This is a genomic window from Brevundimonas sp. EU05-FHT14B11 (genome assembly GCF_058790835.1).
The window spans coordinates 432,187-447,785 of record NZ_JBYTCY010000002.1 but is presented as its reverse complement, the minus strand read 5'-3'; the positions used below and the strand labels follow the sequence as shown (position 1 = coordinate 447,785).

At 70.1% G+C, this 15,599-nt stretch carries 12 protein-coding genes; 4 read left to right on the top strand and 8 right to left on the bottom strand.

Annotated features, from left to right (window positions below; all coding sequences use genetic code 11):
• The first annotated feature begins 18 nt into the window (after positions 1–18).
• Genes AC3WRV_RS09640 through AC3WRV_RS09630 form a run of 3 tightly spaced genes read left to right on the top strand, consistent with a single transcriptional unit; the run spans position 19 to position 2,707 of the window.
• Complete coding sequence (locus AC3WRV_RS09640) at positions 19–1,377, top strand: MFS transporter (protein ID WP_291834737.1); 1,359 nt, start codon at positions 19–21, stop codon at positions 1,375–1,377.
• Entirely contained in the window at positions 1,374–2,159 is a 786-nt protein-coding gene (gene mazG, locus AC3WRV_RS09635; RefSeq protein ID WP_492313064.1) for a nucleoside triphosphate pyrophosphohydrolase, read from the top strand. The genes AC3WRV_RS09640 and mazG overlap by 4 nt, the downstream gene beginning before the upstream one ends.
• Positions 2,156–2,707 carry a DUF1643 domain-containing protein gene (locus AC3WRV_RS09630; protein ID WP_492313063.1) on the top strand — a complete coding sequence of 184 codons (552 nt, stop codon included), beginning with the start codon at positions 2,156–2,158 and terminating at the stop codon, positions 2,705–2,707. Before mazG ends, AC3WRV_RS09630 begins: the two co-directional genes overlap by 4 nt.
• Here AC3WRV_RS09630 and AC3WRV_RS09625 read toward each other — a convergent pair.
• From AC3WRV_RS09625 to dusB, 7 genes are all read right to left on the bottom strand, one after another.
• Positions 2,704–4,341 carry a Na+/H+ antiporter gene (locus AC3WRV_RS09625; protein ID WP_492313062.1) on the bottom strand — a complete coding sequence of 546 codons (1,638 nt, stop codon included), beginning with the start codon at positions 4,339–4,341 and terminating at the stop codon, positions 2,704–2,706. The two genes, AC3WRV_RS09630 and AC3WRV_RS09625, sit on opposite strands and share 4 nt — an antisense overlap.
• A gap of 166 nt (positions 4,342–4,507) precedes the next feature.
• Positions 4,508–5,824 carry a GTPase HflX gene (gene hflX / locus AC3WRV_RS09620; RefSeq protein ID WP_492313599.1) on the bottom strand — a complete coding sequence of 439 codons (1,317 nt, stop codon included), beginning with the start codon at positions 5,822–5,824 and terminating at the stop codon, positions 4,508–4,510.
• 266 nt (positions 5,825–6,090) lie between these two features.
• The gene (gene hfq, locus AC3WRV_RS09615; protein ID WP_013269198.1) at positions 6,091–6,336 is read right to left on the bottom strand and encodes an RNA chaperone Hfq; all 246 of its coding nucleotides are present in this window, start codon (positions 6,334–6,336) and stop codon (positions 6,091–6,093) included.
• A gap of 104 nt (positions 6,337–6,440) precedes the next feature.
• The gene (locus AC3WRV_RS09610; RefSeq protein ID WP_492313061.1) at positions 6,441–7,304 is read right to left on the bottom strand and encodes a D-amino-acid transaminase; all 864 of its coding nucleotides are present in this window, start codon (positions 7,302–7,304) and stop codon (positions 6,441–6,443) included.
• The gene (gene ntrX, locus AC3WRV_RS09605; protein ID WP_492313060.1) at positions 7,301–8,716 is read right to left on the bottom strand and encodes a nitrogen assimilation response regulator NtrX; all 1,416 of its coding nucleotides are present in this window, start codon (positions 8,714–8,716) and stop codon (positions 7,301–7,303) included. Before ntrX ends, AC3WRV_RS09610 begins: the two co-directional genes overlap by 4 nt.
• A gap of 10 nt (positions 8,717–8,726) precedes the next feature.
• Positions 8,727–11,015 (bottom strand): sensor histidine kinase, encoded by a 2,289-nt coding sequence (locus AC3WRV_RS09600; protein WP_492313059.1) that lies wholly within the window; start codon positions 11,013–11,015, stop codon positions 8,727–8,729.
• Positions 11,012–12,064, bottom strand: coding sequence for a tRNA dihydrouridine synthase DusB (gene dusB / locus AC3WRV_RS09595; RefSeq protein WP_492313598.1), 1,053 nt, complete (start codon positions 12,062–12,064; stop codon positions 11,012–11,014). Before dusB ends, AC3WRV_RS09600 begins: the two co-directional genes overlap by 4 nt.
• Before the next feature lie 64 nt (positions 12,065–12,128).
• On the opposite strand from dusB, the gene AC3WRV_RS09590 reads away from it, so the two are divergent.
• On the top strand, positions 12,129–13,283 hold the full coding sequence (locus tag AC3WRV_RS09590; RefSeq protein WP_492313058.1) for a bifunctional 2-C-methyl-D-erythritol 4-phosphate cytidylyltransferase/2-C-methyl-D-erythritol 2,4-cyclodiphosphate synthase: 1,155 nt from the start codon (positions 12,129–12,131) through the stop codon (positions 13,281–13,283).
• On the opposite strand, the gene AC3WRV_RS09585 is transcribed toward AC3WRV_RS09590, so the two are convergent.
• A complete protein-coding gene (locus AC3WRV_RS09585) occupies positions 13,280–15,574 on the bottom strand; it encodes a fused MFS/spermidine synthase (RefSeq protein ID WP_492313057.1) in 2,295 nt (764 codons plus the stop codon). The genes AC3WRV_RS09590 and AC3WRV_RS09585 overlap by 4 nt on opposite strands.
• Between the last annotated feature and the right edge of the window lie 25 nt (positions 15,575–15,599).

Sequence of the window (15,599 nt, the reverse complement as noted above, 5' to 3'; positions counted from 1 at the left end):
GTCGCACCGGACCTGTCCATGACCGACGCCGCACCGCCCGCCCCGGCTCGCCGCTCCAACGCCGTGCTCGCCGCCTTCTCGACCGTCTGCCTGCCGCTGGCGGCCTTCGGCGTGGCCCTGCCGGTCACCCTGCCGGAGTTCTACGCCACCTTCGTCGGCCTGGAGTTGGGCGTGGTGGCGACGGTGTTCATGGCCGTGCGCCTGATCGACATCACCTTCGACCCCTTCATCGGTTGGGCCATGGACCGGACCAAGACCCGGTTCGGCCGCTACCGCCCGTGGATGGTGGCCTCGACCCCGGTCCTGATGCTTTCGGCCCTGATGATGTTCGTGCTGGTTCAGCCGGGCGCCGGGGCGGCCTATCTCTTCGCCTGGCTGCTGGTGCTCTACCTCGGCTTCTCGATCGCCACCCTGGGCCAGCTGGGCTGGGCCTCGGTGCTGGCGCCGGAATACGACCAGCGCAGCCGGGTCTACGGCTGGTGGCAGGTGTTCAACATCATCGGCGTGATCCTGATCCTGATCCTGCCGACCGTGGTCATCCAGCTGGGCATCGGCACCTACGCCGACGGCGTGCGCATCATGGGCTGGGCCATCCTGATCGCCCTGCCCGTCACCATCGGCCTGACGCTGTTCGTGGTGCCCGAGCCGGTCAACGCCGGCGCCGCGCCGCACGGCGGGCCCAAGGCCTATCTCGCCCTGTTCAAGCGCAAGGCGGTCCGGAAGCTGCTGTTCGCGGACGTACTTCTGGGCGTGGCGCCGGGCATCACCGGCTCGCTGCTGTTCTTCTTCTTCGGCCAGATCAAGGGCTATGGGCATACCGAGGCCTCGCTGTTCATGCTGCTGTACTTCGTCGCCGGCCTGGTGGGCGCGCCCTTCTGGGCCTGGCTGGCCACGCGGGTGGGCAAGGACAAGGCCCTGGCCATCGCCAGCCTGAGCTTCGCCGGCCTCTACATCGGCGCGACCCTGGTCCCGGGCGGCAACTTCACCCTGACGGCGGCGGTCATGTTCCTGGCCGGCCTGCCCTATGCGGCGGGCCTGTTCCTGCTGCGGGCCATGATGGCCGATGTGGGCGATGAGGTCCGGCTGGAGACCGGCGTGGACCGCACCGGCCTGATGTTCTCCATCCTGTCGGCCACGACCAAGATCGGCCACGTGGTCGCCCTGATCCCCTACCTGATCCTGCAGTGGGTGGGCTTTAAGGCCATCGCGCCGGCGGGGGGCAACAGCGAGATGTCGCTGCTGACCCTGCAGGTCCTCTTCATCCTGCTGCCCGGCCTGCTGCTGGCGGCGGCGGCGCTGGTGCTGAAGAACTATCCGCTGACGCCCGCCCGGCACGACGAGATCCGCCTGGCGCTTGAAGCACGCGACGCCGCATGACGCCTATCGACCGCCTGAACGCCATCATGGCCCGGCTACGCGCGCCCGTGGGCGGCTGCCCCTGGGACGTGGAGCAGACCTTCGAGACCATCGCCCCCTACACGCTGGAGGAGGCCTATGAGGTCGCCGACGCCATCGAGCGCGGCGACATGGACGACCTGAAGTCCGAGCTGGGCGACCTGCTGTTCCAGGTCGTCTTCCACGCCCGCATGGCCGAGGAGCAGGGCCTGTTCGTGTTCGACGACGTGGCCGACGCCATCGCCGACAAGCTGGAGCGCCGCCACCCCCACGTCTTCGGCGACGAGGCGGCCAAGGCCGACGGCGTGGCGCAGAAGGCCCGCTGGGAGGACATCAAGGCCGCCGAGCGCAAGGCCAAGGCCCAGGACGGGGTGCTGGATGACGTGCCGGTAGGCCTGCCCGCCCTGGCCCGCGCCGCCAAGCTGACCAAGCGCGCCGCCCGCGTCGGCTTCGACTGGCCCTCGACCGACGAGGTCTTCGACAAGCTGCACGAGGAGGTCGCCGAGCTCCGCGCCGAGATCGCCGCCGGGGACCTCGACAAGGCCAAGGGCGAGGTCGGCGACCTGCTGTTCGTGGTGGCCAACCTGGCGCGCAAGCTGGGGGTCGAGCCGGAGGACGCGCTGCGCGGGTCCAACGCCAAGTTCGTGCGCCGCTTCGGCTTCATCGAGGCGGAGCTGGCCAAGGCGGGCAAGACGCCGGAGCAGTCGGACCTGGCGGAGATGGACGGTCTGTGGGACGCGGCCAAGGCGGCGGAGCGGGCATGAGCGCTGATCAGCACGATCCCGGCGGCAAGGTCCGCCTGGCCCTGATGCCGGGCGTGAACGGCGACGCGACCTTCAGCCCGGACGGACGCTATCGCCAACTGATGCGGCGCTGGCTGGGACCCGAGTTCCCCGAGCGCTACGTCCTGTTCATCGGCATGAACCCTTCGACGGCGGACGCCAGCGTCAACGACCCGACCTGCGCGCGGGAGTGGACCTTCAGCCAGCGCGAGGGGTTCGACGCCATGGTCAAGGCCAATGTCGGGGACTATCGGGCGACCCATCCGAAGATGCTGCTGGAGCCCGGGGTCGAGGCCTCGTCGCCCGCGAACCTGCCGGCCATCCGCAAGGCCGCCGCCGGAGCCGGGCTGGTGGTCCTGTGCCACGGCAAGCTGAACAAGGCGCTGGCCCCAGCGGGCAAGGCCCTGGTCGAGGCGCTGCGGCGGGACGGGGTGCCCCTATGGTGCTTCGGGACCAACGCAGACGGGAGTCCGAAGCATCCGCTCTACCTGCGCGGAGACACGCCGCTGAGGCCGTTCGACGCCAGCTAGCTGTACCGCAGCTCCTGCAGGTCGATCTCGCGCATCAGCCGTTTCGCCGTGGTCTCGTCGATCAATTTCGAGCGCGCCAGTTTGCTGAGTTCGATGCGTTCGGCGGCGAGCCCCACCAGACGCAGTTCGCGTTCGACGACATCGGCCTGGCGGGCGGCCTCGAGATCGTCCTCGTCGGTGCGGGTGCGGTTTTCGATGCGGCGGCGGTAGATCTCCATGAGCCGGCTGGCGATGTCGGAATAGAGGTCCGGATTGGGTCGCCCCTCGGCCATGGTGTGGGAGGCGTCCTCGATGGCGCGCAGGGCCGCCATCGCCGCGGCGACCCGACCGTGGTCCTCCTCACGCTGGTGCGAGGGCTCGGGCGGCAGTTCGACGCCCTTCAGCAGCCTGGGCAGGGCGATGGTCGCCACGATCAGCGAGACGATGATCACCGCGGCGGCCAGGAAGATGGCCATGGTCCGCGACGGCATGGGCGAGCCGTCGTCGAGGGTGAAGGGCACGGTCAGGATGCCCGCCAGGGTGATGGCCCCGCGCACCCCCGCCAGCGACATGACCGCGGTCAGGCGCAGGCCGACCTTGGGCGGCGGACCCTTCTGCCGCTTGCGGAACAGGGTCAGGCGCAGGGAAGTCCACACCCAGATGAAGCGCAGGGCCGCGAGCGCGGCGAAGGTGACGAAGACATAGATCGCCAGCCACCAGACCTCGGGCCGGCTGGTGCCCGCGACCACCTCGGCGGCGCGCGACAGGATCGAGGGCATCTGCTCGCCCAGGATGACGAAGATGATGCCGTTGGCGGCGAACTGGACCGTGTCCCAGACGGCGCCGCGACGGACGCGGGTGACGGCCAGCGCCTGGCCCTTGGCCCCGCCCCGCTCGGTGAAGCTCATGGTCACGCCGGCCGCGACGGCGGCCAGGATGCCGGAGGCGTGCACCTTCTCGGCGACCAGATAGGCGGCGAAGGGGATCAGCAGGCTGATCAGGATCTGGGCGCCGACATCCTCGCCCCACCGGCGGCTGACCCAGGCCTTGGCCAGGCTGATGAGCAGAGTCACGCCGACCCCCGCGGCGACACCGGCCAGCGCCAGCCAAGCGAAGCTGGCCACCGCATGGCTCAGGACGAAGGTCCCGGTGGAGGCCGCCACGATGGCCAGCCGCATGCAGGTCAGGCCGGTGGCGTCGTTGAGCAGCGACTCCCCTTCGAGAATATGCATCAGCCGCTTGGGGATCGGGGCGCGGGCGGCGATGGCCTGGACCGCGATGGGATCGGTCGGCGACAGGATGGCGGCCAGGGCGAAGGCCACGGCCAGCGGCATCTCCGGGATCATCCACCAGAGGAGGAAGCCGAGACCGACGACGGTGAAGACCACCAGCCCCAGCGCCAGCTCGAGGATCACCGCCCGGTCGCGGAACAGGGCCTCATTGGGAATGCGCCAGCCGTCGAGGAACAGCAGGGGCGGCAGGAAGAGCAGGAAGAAGATATCCGGCTCCAGATCCACCGCCTCGCCGGTGACCAGCACCACCCCCGCCCCCAGGGCGATCTGGACCAGCGGCAGGGCGATGCGGGTGATGCGGGCGACCGAGCCCGACACCACCACGGCCAGGAGCAGCAGGAGGGTGGTCTCGATCAGGTGCATCGCGCGCTCTTTCGCACGACGGAAAAAACGGGGTGCGAACAGTGCGAAACCTGCCCGTAAGTCCCTGTTATGTCACGAGTCGAGAATCGCACTGTTCGTCGTGTTCCGCGCCTGAATCATCCTGCGCCGCAGTATGGCACGGCGATGCGGCGAAAACGGACGCCTGTCAGCCGAACTGCCGCTCGAACCGGCCCAGCGCCGCGGGGTGCAGGCGCACGGTGACGTGGGTGCGGCCTTCGTCGTCGGTCTCGCGGCCGGTGACCCGGCCGTTCTCATAGAGCCAGGCCAGGGCCTCGCCCTGATGGGGGGCCAGCACCAGCGCGCTCTCGGGATCGTCGTCGATCAGGCCCGCGATGGTCTCGCGCAGGGGATCGATCCCCTCCCCGGTCCAGGCGGAGACGGCCACGGCCTGACCCTGGGCGCGCAGGCGTTCGGCCTGGCCGAGCACGGCCTCGCGGGCCTCGGCGTCGAGCAGGTCGATCTTGTTCCAGACCTCAAGGATGCGGCGTGGCTTGGGTTCGCCGTTGGCGCCCTCGACCATGGGGATCTGTTTCAGCACCGCCTCGACGTCCTTGGCCTGGGCTTCGCTGTCGGCGGAGGCGATGTCGCGGACGTGCAGGATCAGGTCGGCCTCGCCGACCTCTTCCAGGGTGGCGCGGAAGCTTTCGACGAGTTCGTGCGGCAGGTCCGAGATGAAGCCGACAGTGTCCGCCACGATGGCCGGACGGCCCTGCGGCAAGCGGATGGTGCGCTGGGTGGTGTCCAGGGTGGCGAACAGCAGGTCCTTGGCGAAGACCTCCGATCCCGTCAGCCGGTTGAACAGGGTCGACTTGCCGGCGTTTGTGTAGCCGACCAGGGCCACGGTCGGGAACGGGACCTTCTGGCGGGCCTTGCGGTGCAGGCCGCGGGTGCGGCGCACCTCTTCCAGCTCGGCCTTCAGCTTGACGATGCGGTCGGCGATCAGGCGGCGGTCGAGCTCGATCTGGGTTTCGCCGGGACCGCCGGTAGAGCCGGTGCCGCCCCGCTGGCGTTCCAGGTGGGTCCAGGTGCGGACCAGGCGCGAGCGCTCATAGTCCAGCCGGGCCAGTTCCACCTGCAGCCGGCCTTCCTTGGTGCGGGCGCGGCGACCGAAGATCTCGAGGATCAGGCCGGTGCGGTCGATGACCTTGCACTCCCAGGCCTTCTCCAGATTGCGCTGCTGCACCGGGGACAGGTCGTCGTCGACGACCACGGCTTCGGCCTCGGCGGCGCGGACCAGGGCGGCCAGCTCATCGACCTTGCCGGAACCGAACAGGGTGGCGGGCGTGACCTTGCGCACGCGCACGATCTCTTCGGCGCGCACGTCGAGGTCCAGCGCGCGGGCCAGGCCCACGGCTTCCTCGAGGCGTTCCTCGGCGAGGCGGGAGCTTTCCGAACGTCCGTCGGGGTGGATGACGACCGCCCGGATCAGAGGGACGGAATGGTCGATATGCTTGGTGGTCAGGTCTGGGGGCTTTCTGATGGGCGTCGTCCTCGGGCTGGACCCGAGGTGCGGATGTTGTGGTGCAAGGCTCCTAGATAGGAACTCACGGGCCATTGGACCATCCCGCGCCGTACCTCCTTGCTATCGTCATCCCGGGGGCGCGAAGCGAACCCCGGGACCCAGCGGCGCGCGTGAGCGTGACCCTGTCGGGAGCACCGGCATTTCGCCGCCGTCGCGGCGGCGCTGGGTCCCGGCTTTCGCCGGGATGACGATAGCAATGAAGGAACCTAGTCCTCGTCGGCTTCCGGCTCGTACAGCTGCACGGGCGCCGAGGGCATGATGGTCGAGATGGCGTGCTTGTAGACGAGCTGGGACTGGCCGTCGCGACGCAGCAGCACACAGAAGTTGTCGAACCAGGTCACGATGCCCTGCAGCTTGACCCCGTTGACCAGGAAGATGGTCAGCGGCGTCTTGGTCTTGCGGACCGAGTTGAGGAAGGTGTCCTGAAGGTTCTGACGCTTGTCTTGAGACATGGCAGGTTATCCCTGGTCTTGTTGTTCTCCGGCCGGGGAGCGGCGCGGGACCGGTCGATGCCGGCGACCGCCACCTTACCCGCCCCCGCGCCTCCCGCAACGCCCTAGATGGCGTCGCGGGTCCCGCGTTCGATATAAAGTTCGCGCAGACGGGTCGCGACCGGCCCGGGTTTGCCGTTGCCGATCTTCACCCCGTCGATGGAGACGGCGGGCATGACGAAGGCGCCGGCGGCGGTGAAGAAGGCCTCCTTGGCGCGCTGGGCCTCTTCCACGGTGAAGCCGCGTTCCTCCAGCTCGATGCCCTCTTCCTTGAGGATGTCGAGCAGAGTCGTGCGGGTGCAGCCCTTGAGGATGTTGGCCTGGGTGTCGCGGGTGCGCAGCTTGCCGTGCTCGTCGATGATCCAGGCGTTGGTCGAGGAGCCCTCGGTCACCAGGCCCATGTCGTCGACCATCCAGCATTCATAGGCGCCGCGGTCGCGGGCGTGCTGCTTGGCCAGCACATTGGCCAGCAGGCCGACCGTCTTGATGTCGCAGCGTCCCCAGCGGATGTCCGGCGTGGTGACCACGGCCACGCCGTTGGCGGCGGTCGCGTCGGACTTCATCGGGTTGATGGACTTGGAGGTGACCACCACGCTGGGCGGGGTGCCCTCGGGCGGGAACGGATGGTCGCGGCGCGCCGTGCCGCGCGTGACCTGAAGATAGACGATGCCGTTGCGGACGCGGTTGCGGCGGATGGTTTCCTTCAGCACCTGGGTCAGGCTTTCGCGCGACATGGGGACGTCGATGCGCAGCTCGTTGAGACTGCGGTGAAGGCGGGTCATGTGGCCGTCGAAATCGGCCATGCGGCCGTCGAAGACCGACCAGACCTCATAGACGCCGTCGGCGAACTGGAAGCCGCGGTCCTCGACATGGACGGTGGCGCGGTTGTGCGGGACGTACTGGCCGTTGACGTAGGCGACGCGGCTCATTCCTCGACAGGCCCTTCTTCCTCTTCCTCGCCGCCGCGGGACGGCGAGACGCCCAACGACTTGAGCTTTCTGTGCAGCGCGGACCGCTCCATGCCGATGAAGGCGGCGGTGCGCGAGATGTTTCCGCCGAAGCGCATGATCTGGGCGGCCAGGTATTCACGCTCGAACACCTCGCGGGCCTCGCGCAGCGGCAGGGCGATGATGCGTTCGGCGCCGAGGGTGCCGGTGGAGTTGGCGTTGGTCGCCTCGGACGGCAGGGCGTCGGCGCCGATCGGATCGTTGATGTCGCCGGTGGCGAGGATCAGCAGCCGCTCGACGTTGTTGCGCAGCTGGCGGACGTTGCCCGGCCAGGGATGGACCTGCAGCACGGCGATGGCGTCGTCGCCCAGCCGGCGGCGCGGCAGCCCCTGCGACGACGCCAGAGTTTCGATGAAGTAGTCGACCAGCTCCTGGATGTCCTCGCGGCGCTCGGACAGCGCCGGCACGCGGATCGGCACCACGTTCAGGCGGTGGAACAGGTCCTCGCGGAAGCGGCCCTCGGCGATCTCGGTCTTGAGGTCGCGCGAGGTGGAGGTGACGACGCGAACGTCGACCTGCACGTCCTGCTCGCCGCCGACGCGGCGGAAGCGCTGCTCGACCAGGACGCGCAGGACGCGGCTCTGGCTCTCGCGCGGCATGTCGCCGACGTCGTCCAGGTAGAGGGTGCCGTTGTGGGCGCGTTCGAACACGCCGATCTTGCGCGGCCGGCCATCGACGCCCTCCTCGCCGAACAGCTCCAGGTCGAGGCGTTCGGGGGTCATGCCGGCGGCGGCGATGGCCACGAACTCGCCGCGGGCGCGGGCGCTGGCCTCGTGGATCTGGCGGGCGACCAGCTCCTTGCCCGAGCCGGGCGGACCCGAGATCAGGACACGGCTGTTGGCCGGGGCGACCTTGGCGATGGTCGAGCGCAGGGTCTGGGCGGCCGCCGACTTGCCGATCAGGCCGGTCGGGGCGGCGACCTGGGCGCGCAGGCGGCGGTTCTCGCGCTTCAGCTGCGAGGCCTCCAGCGCGCGCTGGACGACGACGACCAGCCGGTCGGACTTGAACGGCTTTTCGATGAAGTCATAGGCGCCGCGCTGCAGGGCGCTGACGGCGGTTTCGATATTGCCGTGGCCCGAGATCATGACGACCGGCAGGTCGGGATCCAGCTCCTTGATCAGGTCCAGCAGTTCGAGGCCGTCGAGGCCGCCGCCCTGCATCCAGATGTCGAGCAGGGCCAGCGACGGGCGGCGCGCGCGAATGGCGGCCAGGGCCTCGTCGGAGTTCGAGGCGACGCGCACGGCGTGGCCCTCGTCCTCGAGCAGGCCCGAGACCAGTTCGCGAATGTCGGCCTCGTCGTCGACAACCAGGATATCGGCTCCGGTGGAACGCATATCGCCTCGCTTATTGGGCCGCCGGGATAATGCCGCCGGACGCTTTCGCGTCCTTCGGCCCCGGAGCCTTCACTGGGGATTTCAGGGGGAAGATCAGGCACACGCGCGCGCCGGACAGGGTCTCGGCGTCGGCCAGCTTCAGCTCGCCGCCGTGCTCCTCGCAGATGCGCTTGACGATGGCCAGGCCGAGGCCCGTGCCCTTCTCGCGCGTGGTCACATAGGGTTCGGTCAGGCGGTCGCGGTCCTTGGCGGGCAGGCCCGGGCCGTCGTCCTCGATGACGAAGGTGGCGACGCTGTCCTCGACGATGAGCCGGGCCGAGATGCCGGGCGTCGCATCGTCGCCCGGACGCGGCTGGGCTTCGCGGCGGGCCGCCACCGCCTCGCCGGCGTTCTTCAGGATGTTGGTCAGGGCCTGGCCGACCATCTGGCGGTCGGCGTGGAAGGTGACCTTGGGCAGGGGCTCGATCAGGTCCACGCCGATGTCGGGCGCGGCCACCCGCTGGGCGAACACGGCCTCGCGCAACAGCTCGTCCGGCTTCTCGGCGGTGAAGCGCGGCGCGGGCATGCGGGCGAAGGACGAGAACTCGTCGACCATGCGGCCGATGTCGCCGACCTGGCGGATGATGGTCTCGGTGCAGCGGTCGAAGACCTCGACGTCGTCCTCGACCCGGCTCCGGTAGCGGCGACGCAGACGCTCGGCCGAGAGCTGGATCGGGGTCAGGGGGTTCTTGATCTCATGGGCGATGCGGCGCGCCACGTCGCGCCAGGCGGCGTTGCGCTGGGCTGTGACCAGGCGGGTGATGTCGTCGAAGGTCAGCACCATCTCGCCGCCGACCCCGCCCTCGATGCGGACACGCAGGCGACGGGTCTCGGCCTCGCCGCCCACGTCGATCTCTTCCTCGATATGGGCCTCGGCGCGGCCGGCCAGCTCGCTGAGCTCGGGCGAGACGTCGCCCAGCGGACGGCCGATGATGTCGTCTTCCGAAATGCCCAGCAGTTCGACGGCGCTGTCGTTGATGGCCGAGACGCGGCGCTGGCGGTCGACGCCGATGACGCCGGCGGAGACGCCGGACAGCACGGTCTCGATGAAGCGGGAGCGGCCCGTGGCCTCCTCGCTGGCGGTCCTGAGCGCGGCCTGCTGGGCCTCCAGGTCGCCGGTCATGCGGTTGAAGGCGGCCGACAGGGTCTTGATCTCGCCGGGGCCGTCGTTCGCGTCCACCCGGGCTGACAGATCGCCGCCCGCCACGGCGTCCGCCGCCACGACCAGACGGCCGATCGGGGCCGAGATGGAGTTGGCCGCCGACATGCCCAGCCAGACGGCGCCGACCAGCACCAGAAGCGCGGTTTCGACATAGCTGAGCGCGAACACGGCCTGGATGCGCGCCCGGCTGGCCTCGGCCTCCTTGTAGGCCACGATGGACTCGCGGGCCGAGGCGACCTGTCCGATCAGGCCCGGCTGCAGGGGCCGGACGAGATAAAGGTAGGCGCCGCCGTAGGCCGGGAAGGCGCGCAGGCCGCGAATGGCGTCAGGCCCCTCCGTGAGCTGCTGCACGGACGGCTGTTCCTGCGTCTGCGCCTCCTCCAGCGCCTCGCGGGACGGAGCGACGTAGGGCGGAGCGTTCGGCCCTTCCCCGCTGGCCAGCACCTCGCCGTTCTCGTCCAGCAGATAGACGGCCGGATAGCCGAACAGCTGGCCGACCTGGCTGAGGGCGTCGGAGAACTGGATGCGGTTATTGAACAGTGGGCGGATGCCCTCCAGCTGCTCGCCGATGACGGTGATGTCGGAGTCGATCTCGCTGGAGACGTCGCTGGTGTAGGCCAGGCCGATCGCGGCCCCGTTGTCGACGGCGGCCTGGACGTTGTCGCTGAACCACTGGTCCACCCCGCGGTTGACCAGCACCCCGAAGACCAGGGCGATCAGGACGGCGGGCACCAGCGCCACCGACGAAAACAGGATCACGAAGCGCAGGTGAAGGCGCGCGCCCGCGTCGCCCCGGCGACGGCGAACCAGGCTGAAGGCGCGGCGGCCGACGGTCGCGGCGAGCCCGCCGATCAGCAGCAGGTTGGCGATCAGGATCAGCAGCATCGTCTGGCTGACCGAGGCCCGGGCCCCTTCCCCGCCGAGGCCCGGGGCCACGGCGACCAGCCAGATGGCCGCGATATTGGTGATCAGGGCGATGGCGTAGGCGACCAAGAAGACCGTGCGGCGGCGTTCCTCCGACCAGCCGGCGAACCAGCGCGCCGGACCGCGGGGGGCGGTCGGTGCGGGATCGACGTCGGCGGCGGGTGTGTCCGTCATGCCGCGCCAGCTTCAACCAGCTGTGGCGCAATATCAACAACAGAGTTGCTGGAATGCGTCACCGGAGACCACAGTTCGGTCAAGGCCGCCTCGACCTCGGCCGGGCTGTCGAGACGGCACAGCCGGCTCTTGGCCGCGCGGCGGTCCAGAGGATCGCCGGGCCAGGGCGCCTGCTCGACGTACCAGCCCAGATGCTTGCGGAACATCTTCAGCCCCAGCGGCAGGCCGTAGAAGGCGGCGGAGGCCCGCAGGTGTTCGATGACGATAGCCAGCCGTTCCTCGCGGCCCGGCTCTTCCAGAACGGTCCCGTCGGCCAGCGCCCGCTCCAGATGGGCCGCCAGCCACGGACGGCCGTAGACGCCCCGTCCGAGCATCAGGGCGTCCGCGCCCGACTGCGCCAGGGCGTTGCGCGCATCCTCGGCGGTCAGGATGTCGCCGTTGACGACCACCGGGACGGAGACCGCGGCCTTCACCTCGGCGACGGCGGTCCAGTCGGCCCTGCCGGTGTAGAACTGCTGGCGCGTGCGGCCGTGGACGGTGACCGCCTTGACGCCGATCTCTTCGGCCCGGCGCGCGATCAGGGCGGCGTTGCGGCTGGCGTCGTCCCAGCCGAGGCGCATCTTCACCGTCACAGGTCGTGTGGTGGCGGCCACCGCCGCCTCGATCAGGCGGCAGGCGAGGTCCGGCGTGCGCATCAGGGCCGAGCCGCAGGCGGCGCCGGTGACCTCCTTGGCGGGGCAGCCGAAATTCAGGTCGACGATGTCGGCTCCGGCCTGTTCGGCCATGCGCGCGCCCTCGGCCATCGCGACAGGATCGCGGCCAACCAGCTGGATCACCGTCAGGGGCAGGCCTTCGCCCACGGCGGCGCGGCGGACCACGTCGGGACGGGCGCGCGCCAGTTCGGCGGCGGCGACCATCTCGGTGGCGACATAGGCGGCGCCCAGCCGCGAGGCGAGCACGCGGAAGGGAAGATCGGTGATCCCGGTCATGGGCGCGGTCAGCACCCGCCCGGGCACCCACACGTCGCCGATCTGAAGGCCTGCGGTCATCGGCTCCTTACCGCCGTTCAATGCGCTCTCGTCAAGCATGACGGCGGCCATTAGAAGGCCGGACATGACCTCGCCCCTCCCCGCCTTCGCCGCCGTCGTCGTCGCCGCCGGCTCCGGATCGCGCGCCGGCGGGGCCAAGCAATGGCGCCCGCTGGGCGGAAAGCCGGTGATCCGCTGGTCGGTCGAGGCCCTGCTGAAGGCGGGCGCCGAGGACCTGGTGGTGGTCGTGTCTCCGGGCGCGGAGGCCGAGGCCGCCGAAGCGCTGGCGGGCCTGACCGGCTGGCGCGCGGTCGTCGGAGGCGTCGCGCGGACCGACTCGGTGCGGGCCGGACTGGCGGCGCTGGGCGGAGCGGACGACCGCCCCGTGCTGGTGCATGACGCCGCCCGCCCCTTCCTGTCCGCGGCCGTCATCGCCCGCTGCGTCCAGGCGCTGGATGACGCCGACGGCGCCCTGCCCGCCCTGCCCGTCGCCGACAGCCTGCGCCGCGCCGTGGACGGGGTGGTGTCCGGCGCGGTGGAGCGCGAGGCCCTGTGGCGCGCCCAGACCCCCCAGGCCTTCCGCCTGAAGACCCTGACCGAGGCCTTCGCCGCCTGGCCCGAGAGCGAAACCGCCACGGACGAGGCGACCGTGGTCGAGCGCGCCGGCGGCCGCGTCCGCATCGTCGAGGGCGACGCCCGCCTGATGAAACTGACCTTCCCCGAGGATTTCGCCATGGCCGAGGCCCTGATCCCCCGCACCGTCCGCGTCGGCCAGGGCTACGACGTGCACCGCTGGGGCCCGGGATCGTCGGTGTGGCTGTGCGGGCTGGAAGTGCCGCATGACCAGACCCTGATCGGGCACTCGGACGCCGACGCCGGCCTGCACGCCCTGACCGACGCCATCCTGGGCGCGCTGGGCGAAGGCGACATCGGCGATCATTTCCCGCCCACCGATCCGCGGTGGAAAGGCGCCTCGTCGGACCTGTTCCTGAAGCATGCGGCCGATCTGGTCCGCGCGCGCGGCGGGCGGCTGTCGAACGTGGACGTGACCCTGATCTGCGAGCGGCCCAAGGTGAAGCCGCACCGGCAGGCCATGCGCGAGCGGCTGGCCGAGATCCTGAACCTGCCGCTGGACGCCGTCAGCGTGAAGGCGACGACGACCGAGGGTCTGGGCTTCACCGGCCGCGGCGAGGGCCTGGCGGCCCAGGCCGTGGCGACGCTGGAACTGCCCTCCCCCTAGAGCGGGCGTTCCGGCGGCGGGAAGCGGCTGCGCCACAGCGCCCCGAACAGGTTGACGTAGTCGTCCGTCCACGGCCGCACCGAGGTCCGGCCGGGCGTCGTCCAGCGCGGGTCGCGGGTGAAGTCCGCCAGGCCTTGCGCGGTCGGCGACAGGATCAGGGCCTCGGTCGAGGCTTCCGACATGTCGGGCGACTCCGTGCCCTCGTAATAGATCTGGTGCAGGCTCGGCACGCCCAGCTGCTGGGCCGCGGCGATGGCCGGCAGGGTGATCTCGAGGTTGCGGTTCGACAGGTGCAGCAACACCACCCCGTTCGGCTTCAGCAGGCGCAGATAGCCCTGGATCGCCTCGGCGGTCAGCAGGTGGGTCGGCACCGCGTCCGACGAGAAGGCGTCGATGATCAACAGATCGTAGCTGCCCGCGGGCTGATGGTTCAGCGTCAGGCGCGCGTCGCCCAGCACGGTGTCGATCGGCCCCTCGGCGCATTTCGAGATGTAGGTGAACCATTTGGGATCGCGCGACAGCCGGTCCACCGCCGGATCGATCTCGAAGAAGGTCATGCGGTCGACCGGGCGCTTGTAGGCCGCCATGGCGCCCGAGCCCTGCCCCACCACGCCGATCCGGGCGGGCCCGCGCTGCTGCACCATCAGGGCCGACTGACCGATGGGGGTGGCGACGTTGTAGTAGAGGGTCGGCGCGCACTCGTTGTGCCCGTGCCGCGCCTGCGCTCCGTGCAGGGTGGTGCCGTGCATCAGCACATGGACATCGCCGCCCAGCCGGGGGTCCTGCACATTGGCCACCCGCATGACGCCGAAGAAGCTGCGCTCCGAGAAGGTCCAGTCGTAGCCCCGCGCGATCCACTGCGACGACAGGGCGATCATCACCAGGATGACGGTGTAGACCGGCGCCCGGTCTCGGACCAGGAAGGCGCAGATCGCCGCCGGGATCAGCATGAACATCGCCAGCTGACCCATGCCGAGCGGGAAGAACTGGTAGAAGGCCCGGCGCGCCTCGTCGTTGGAATCCAGCCACAGCGACAGCAGGACCGGCGCGGCGGCCACCGCGGCGGCGGCGATCAGGGCGCCCAGGAGCTTGCCGGTGATCTCGCCCTTGCCCCACGGACGGGCCAGGCCGACCAGAACCAGGACCAGCGGATACTCCCAGACCATGTTGAAGATCACGGGGGCCAGCAGGGCCGTGAAGGCGCCGCCGACCACGCCGCCCAGCGACATCAGCAGGTAGAATTCGGTCAGCCGATCCGGCGCGGGCCGCCGCTTGGCCAGCAGCTGGTGGCACATCAGGGCGGCGAAGAAGAAGGCGATGATGTTGATGCCGAACGCCAGACCCCAGTTGGCCGAGCGGAAGGCGACCAGCAGCACGCAGACCGCCCCGACCGCGCCCTGGACGATCAGGGTGATGGGCAGCGGGATCCAGGGCTTGTTCTGGAAGGCGATGACGAAGGTCAGCAGGTAGAGCGCCAGCGGGATGACCCACAGGAAGGGCGCAGAGGCAACGTCGGTGGACAGGTGGGCGGTGACGCCCAGCATCAGGCTGGACGGCGCGGCGGCGAGCAGGACGAGCACGCCCTTCTCGCGCCACGGGATCGGCGCGCTCTTCTCCAGCGCCGCGGGCTCGGCGGCGCGGTCGACCCGGCGGCTCCAGACCACGAAGGCCAGCAGGGCGATCAGGATCATGAAGACGGCGTAGCCGCCGCTCCAGCCGAGACGCTGGCCGGACAGGGTCGACAGCGGCTCGATCAGAACCGGATAGGACAGCAGCGCCAGGAAGCTGCCGAGGTTGGAGGCGGCGTACAGCACATAGGGGTTCTTGCCGTCCGCATGACCGGCGCGGACCCGGGCGAACCAGGCTTGAAGCAGGGGCGCGGTGGCCGACAGGATGGCGAAGGGCGCGCCCACCGACAGGGCCAGAGTGCCCAGCAGCCACCCGATGGGCGCGGCGGGGTCGGGATCGCCCAGCCAGCCGTTGATGTGCAGCGGCAGGAACAGGGCCGCGCAGGTCAGCAGCACCAGATGGACGGTGACCTGCAGCTTGATCGAGCCGATCTTCTGCACGGCGTGGGCGTAGCCGTAGCCGGCCAGCAGCGCCGCCTGGAAGAAGACCATGGCGGTGTTCCACACCGACGGCGAGCCGCCCAGCATGGGCAGCACCAGCTTGGTCACCATGGGCTGGACCACGAAGACCAGCGACGCCGAGGTGAAGATCGCGACCGCGAACAGCAGGGGCGTCAAGCGGTCGGCGGGCGGCGCGGCCGTGTCGATGGTGGTGTCGCTCATGCCCGCCCCGTATGCTGGCGCCCGT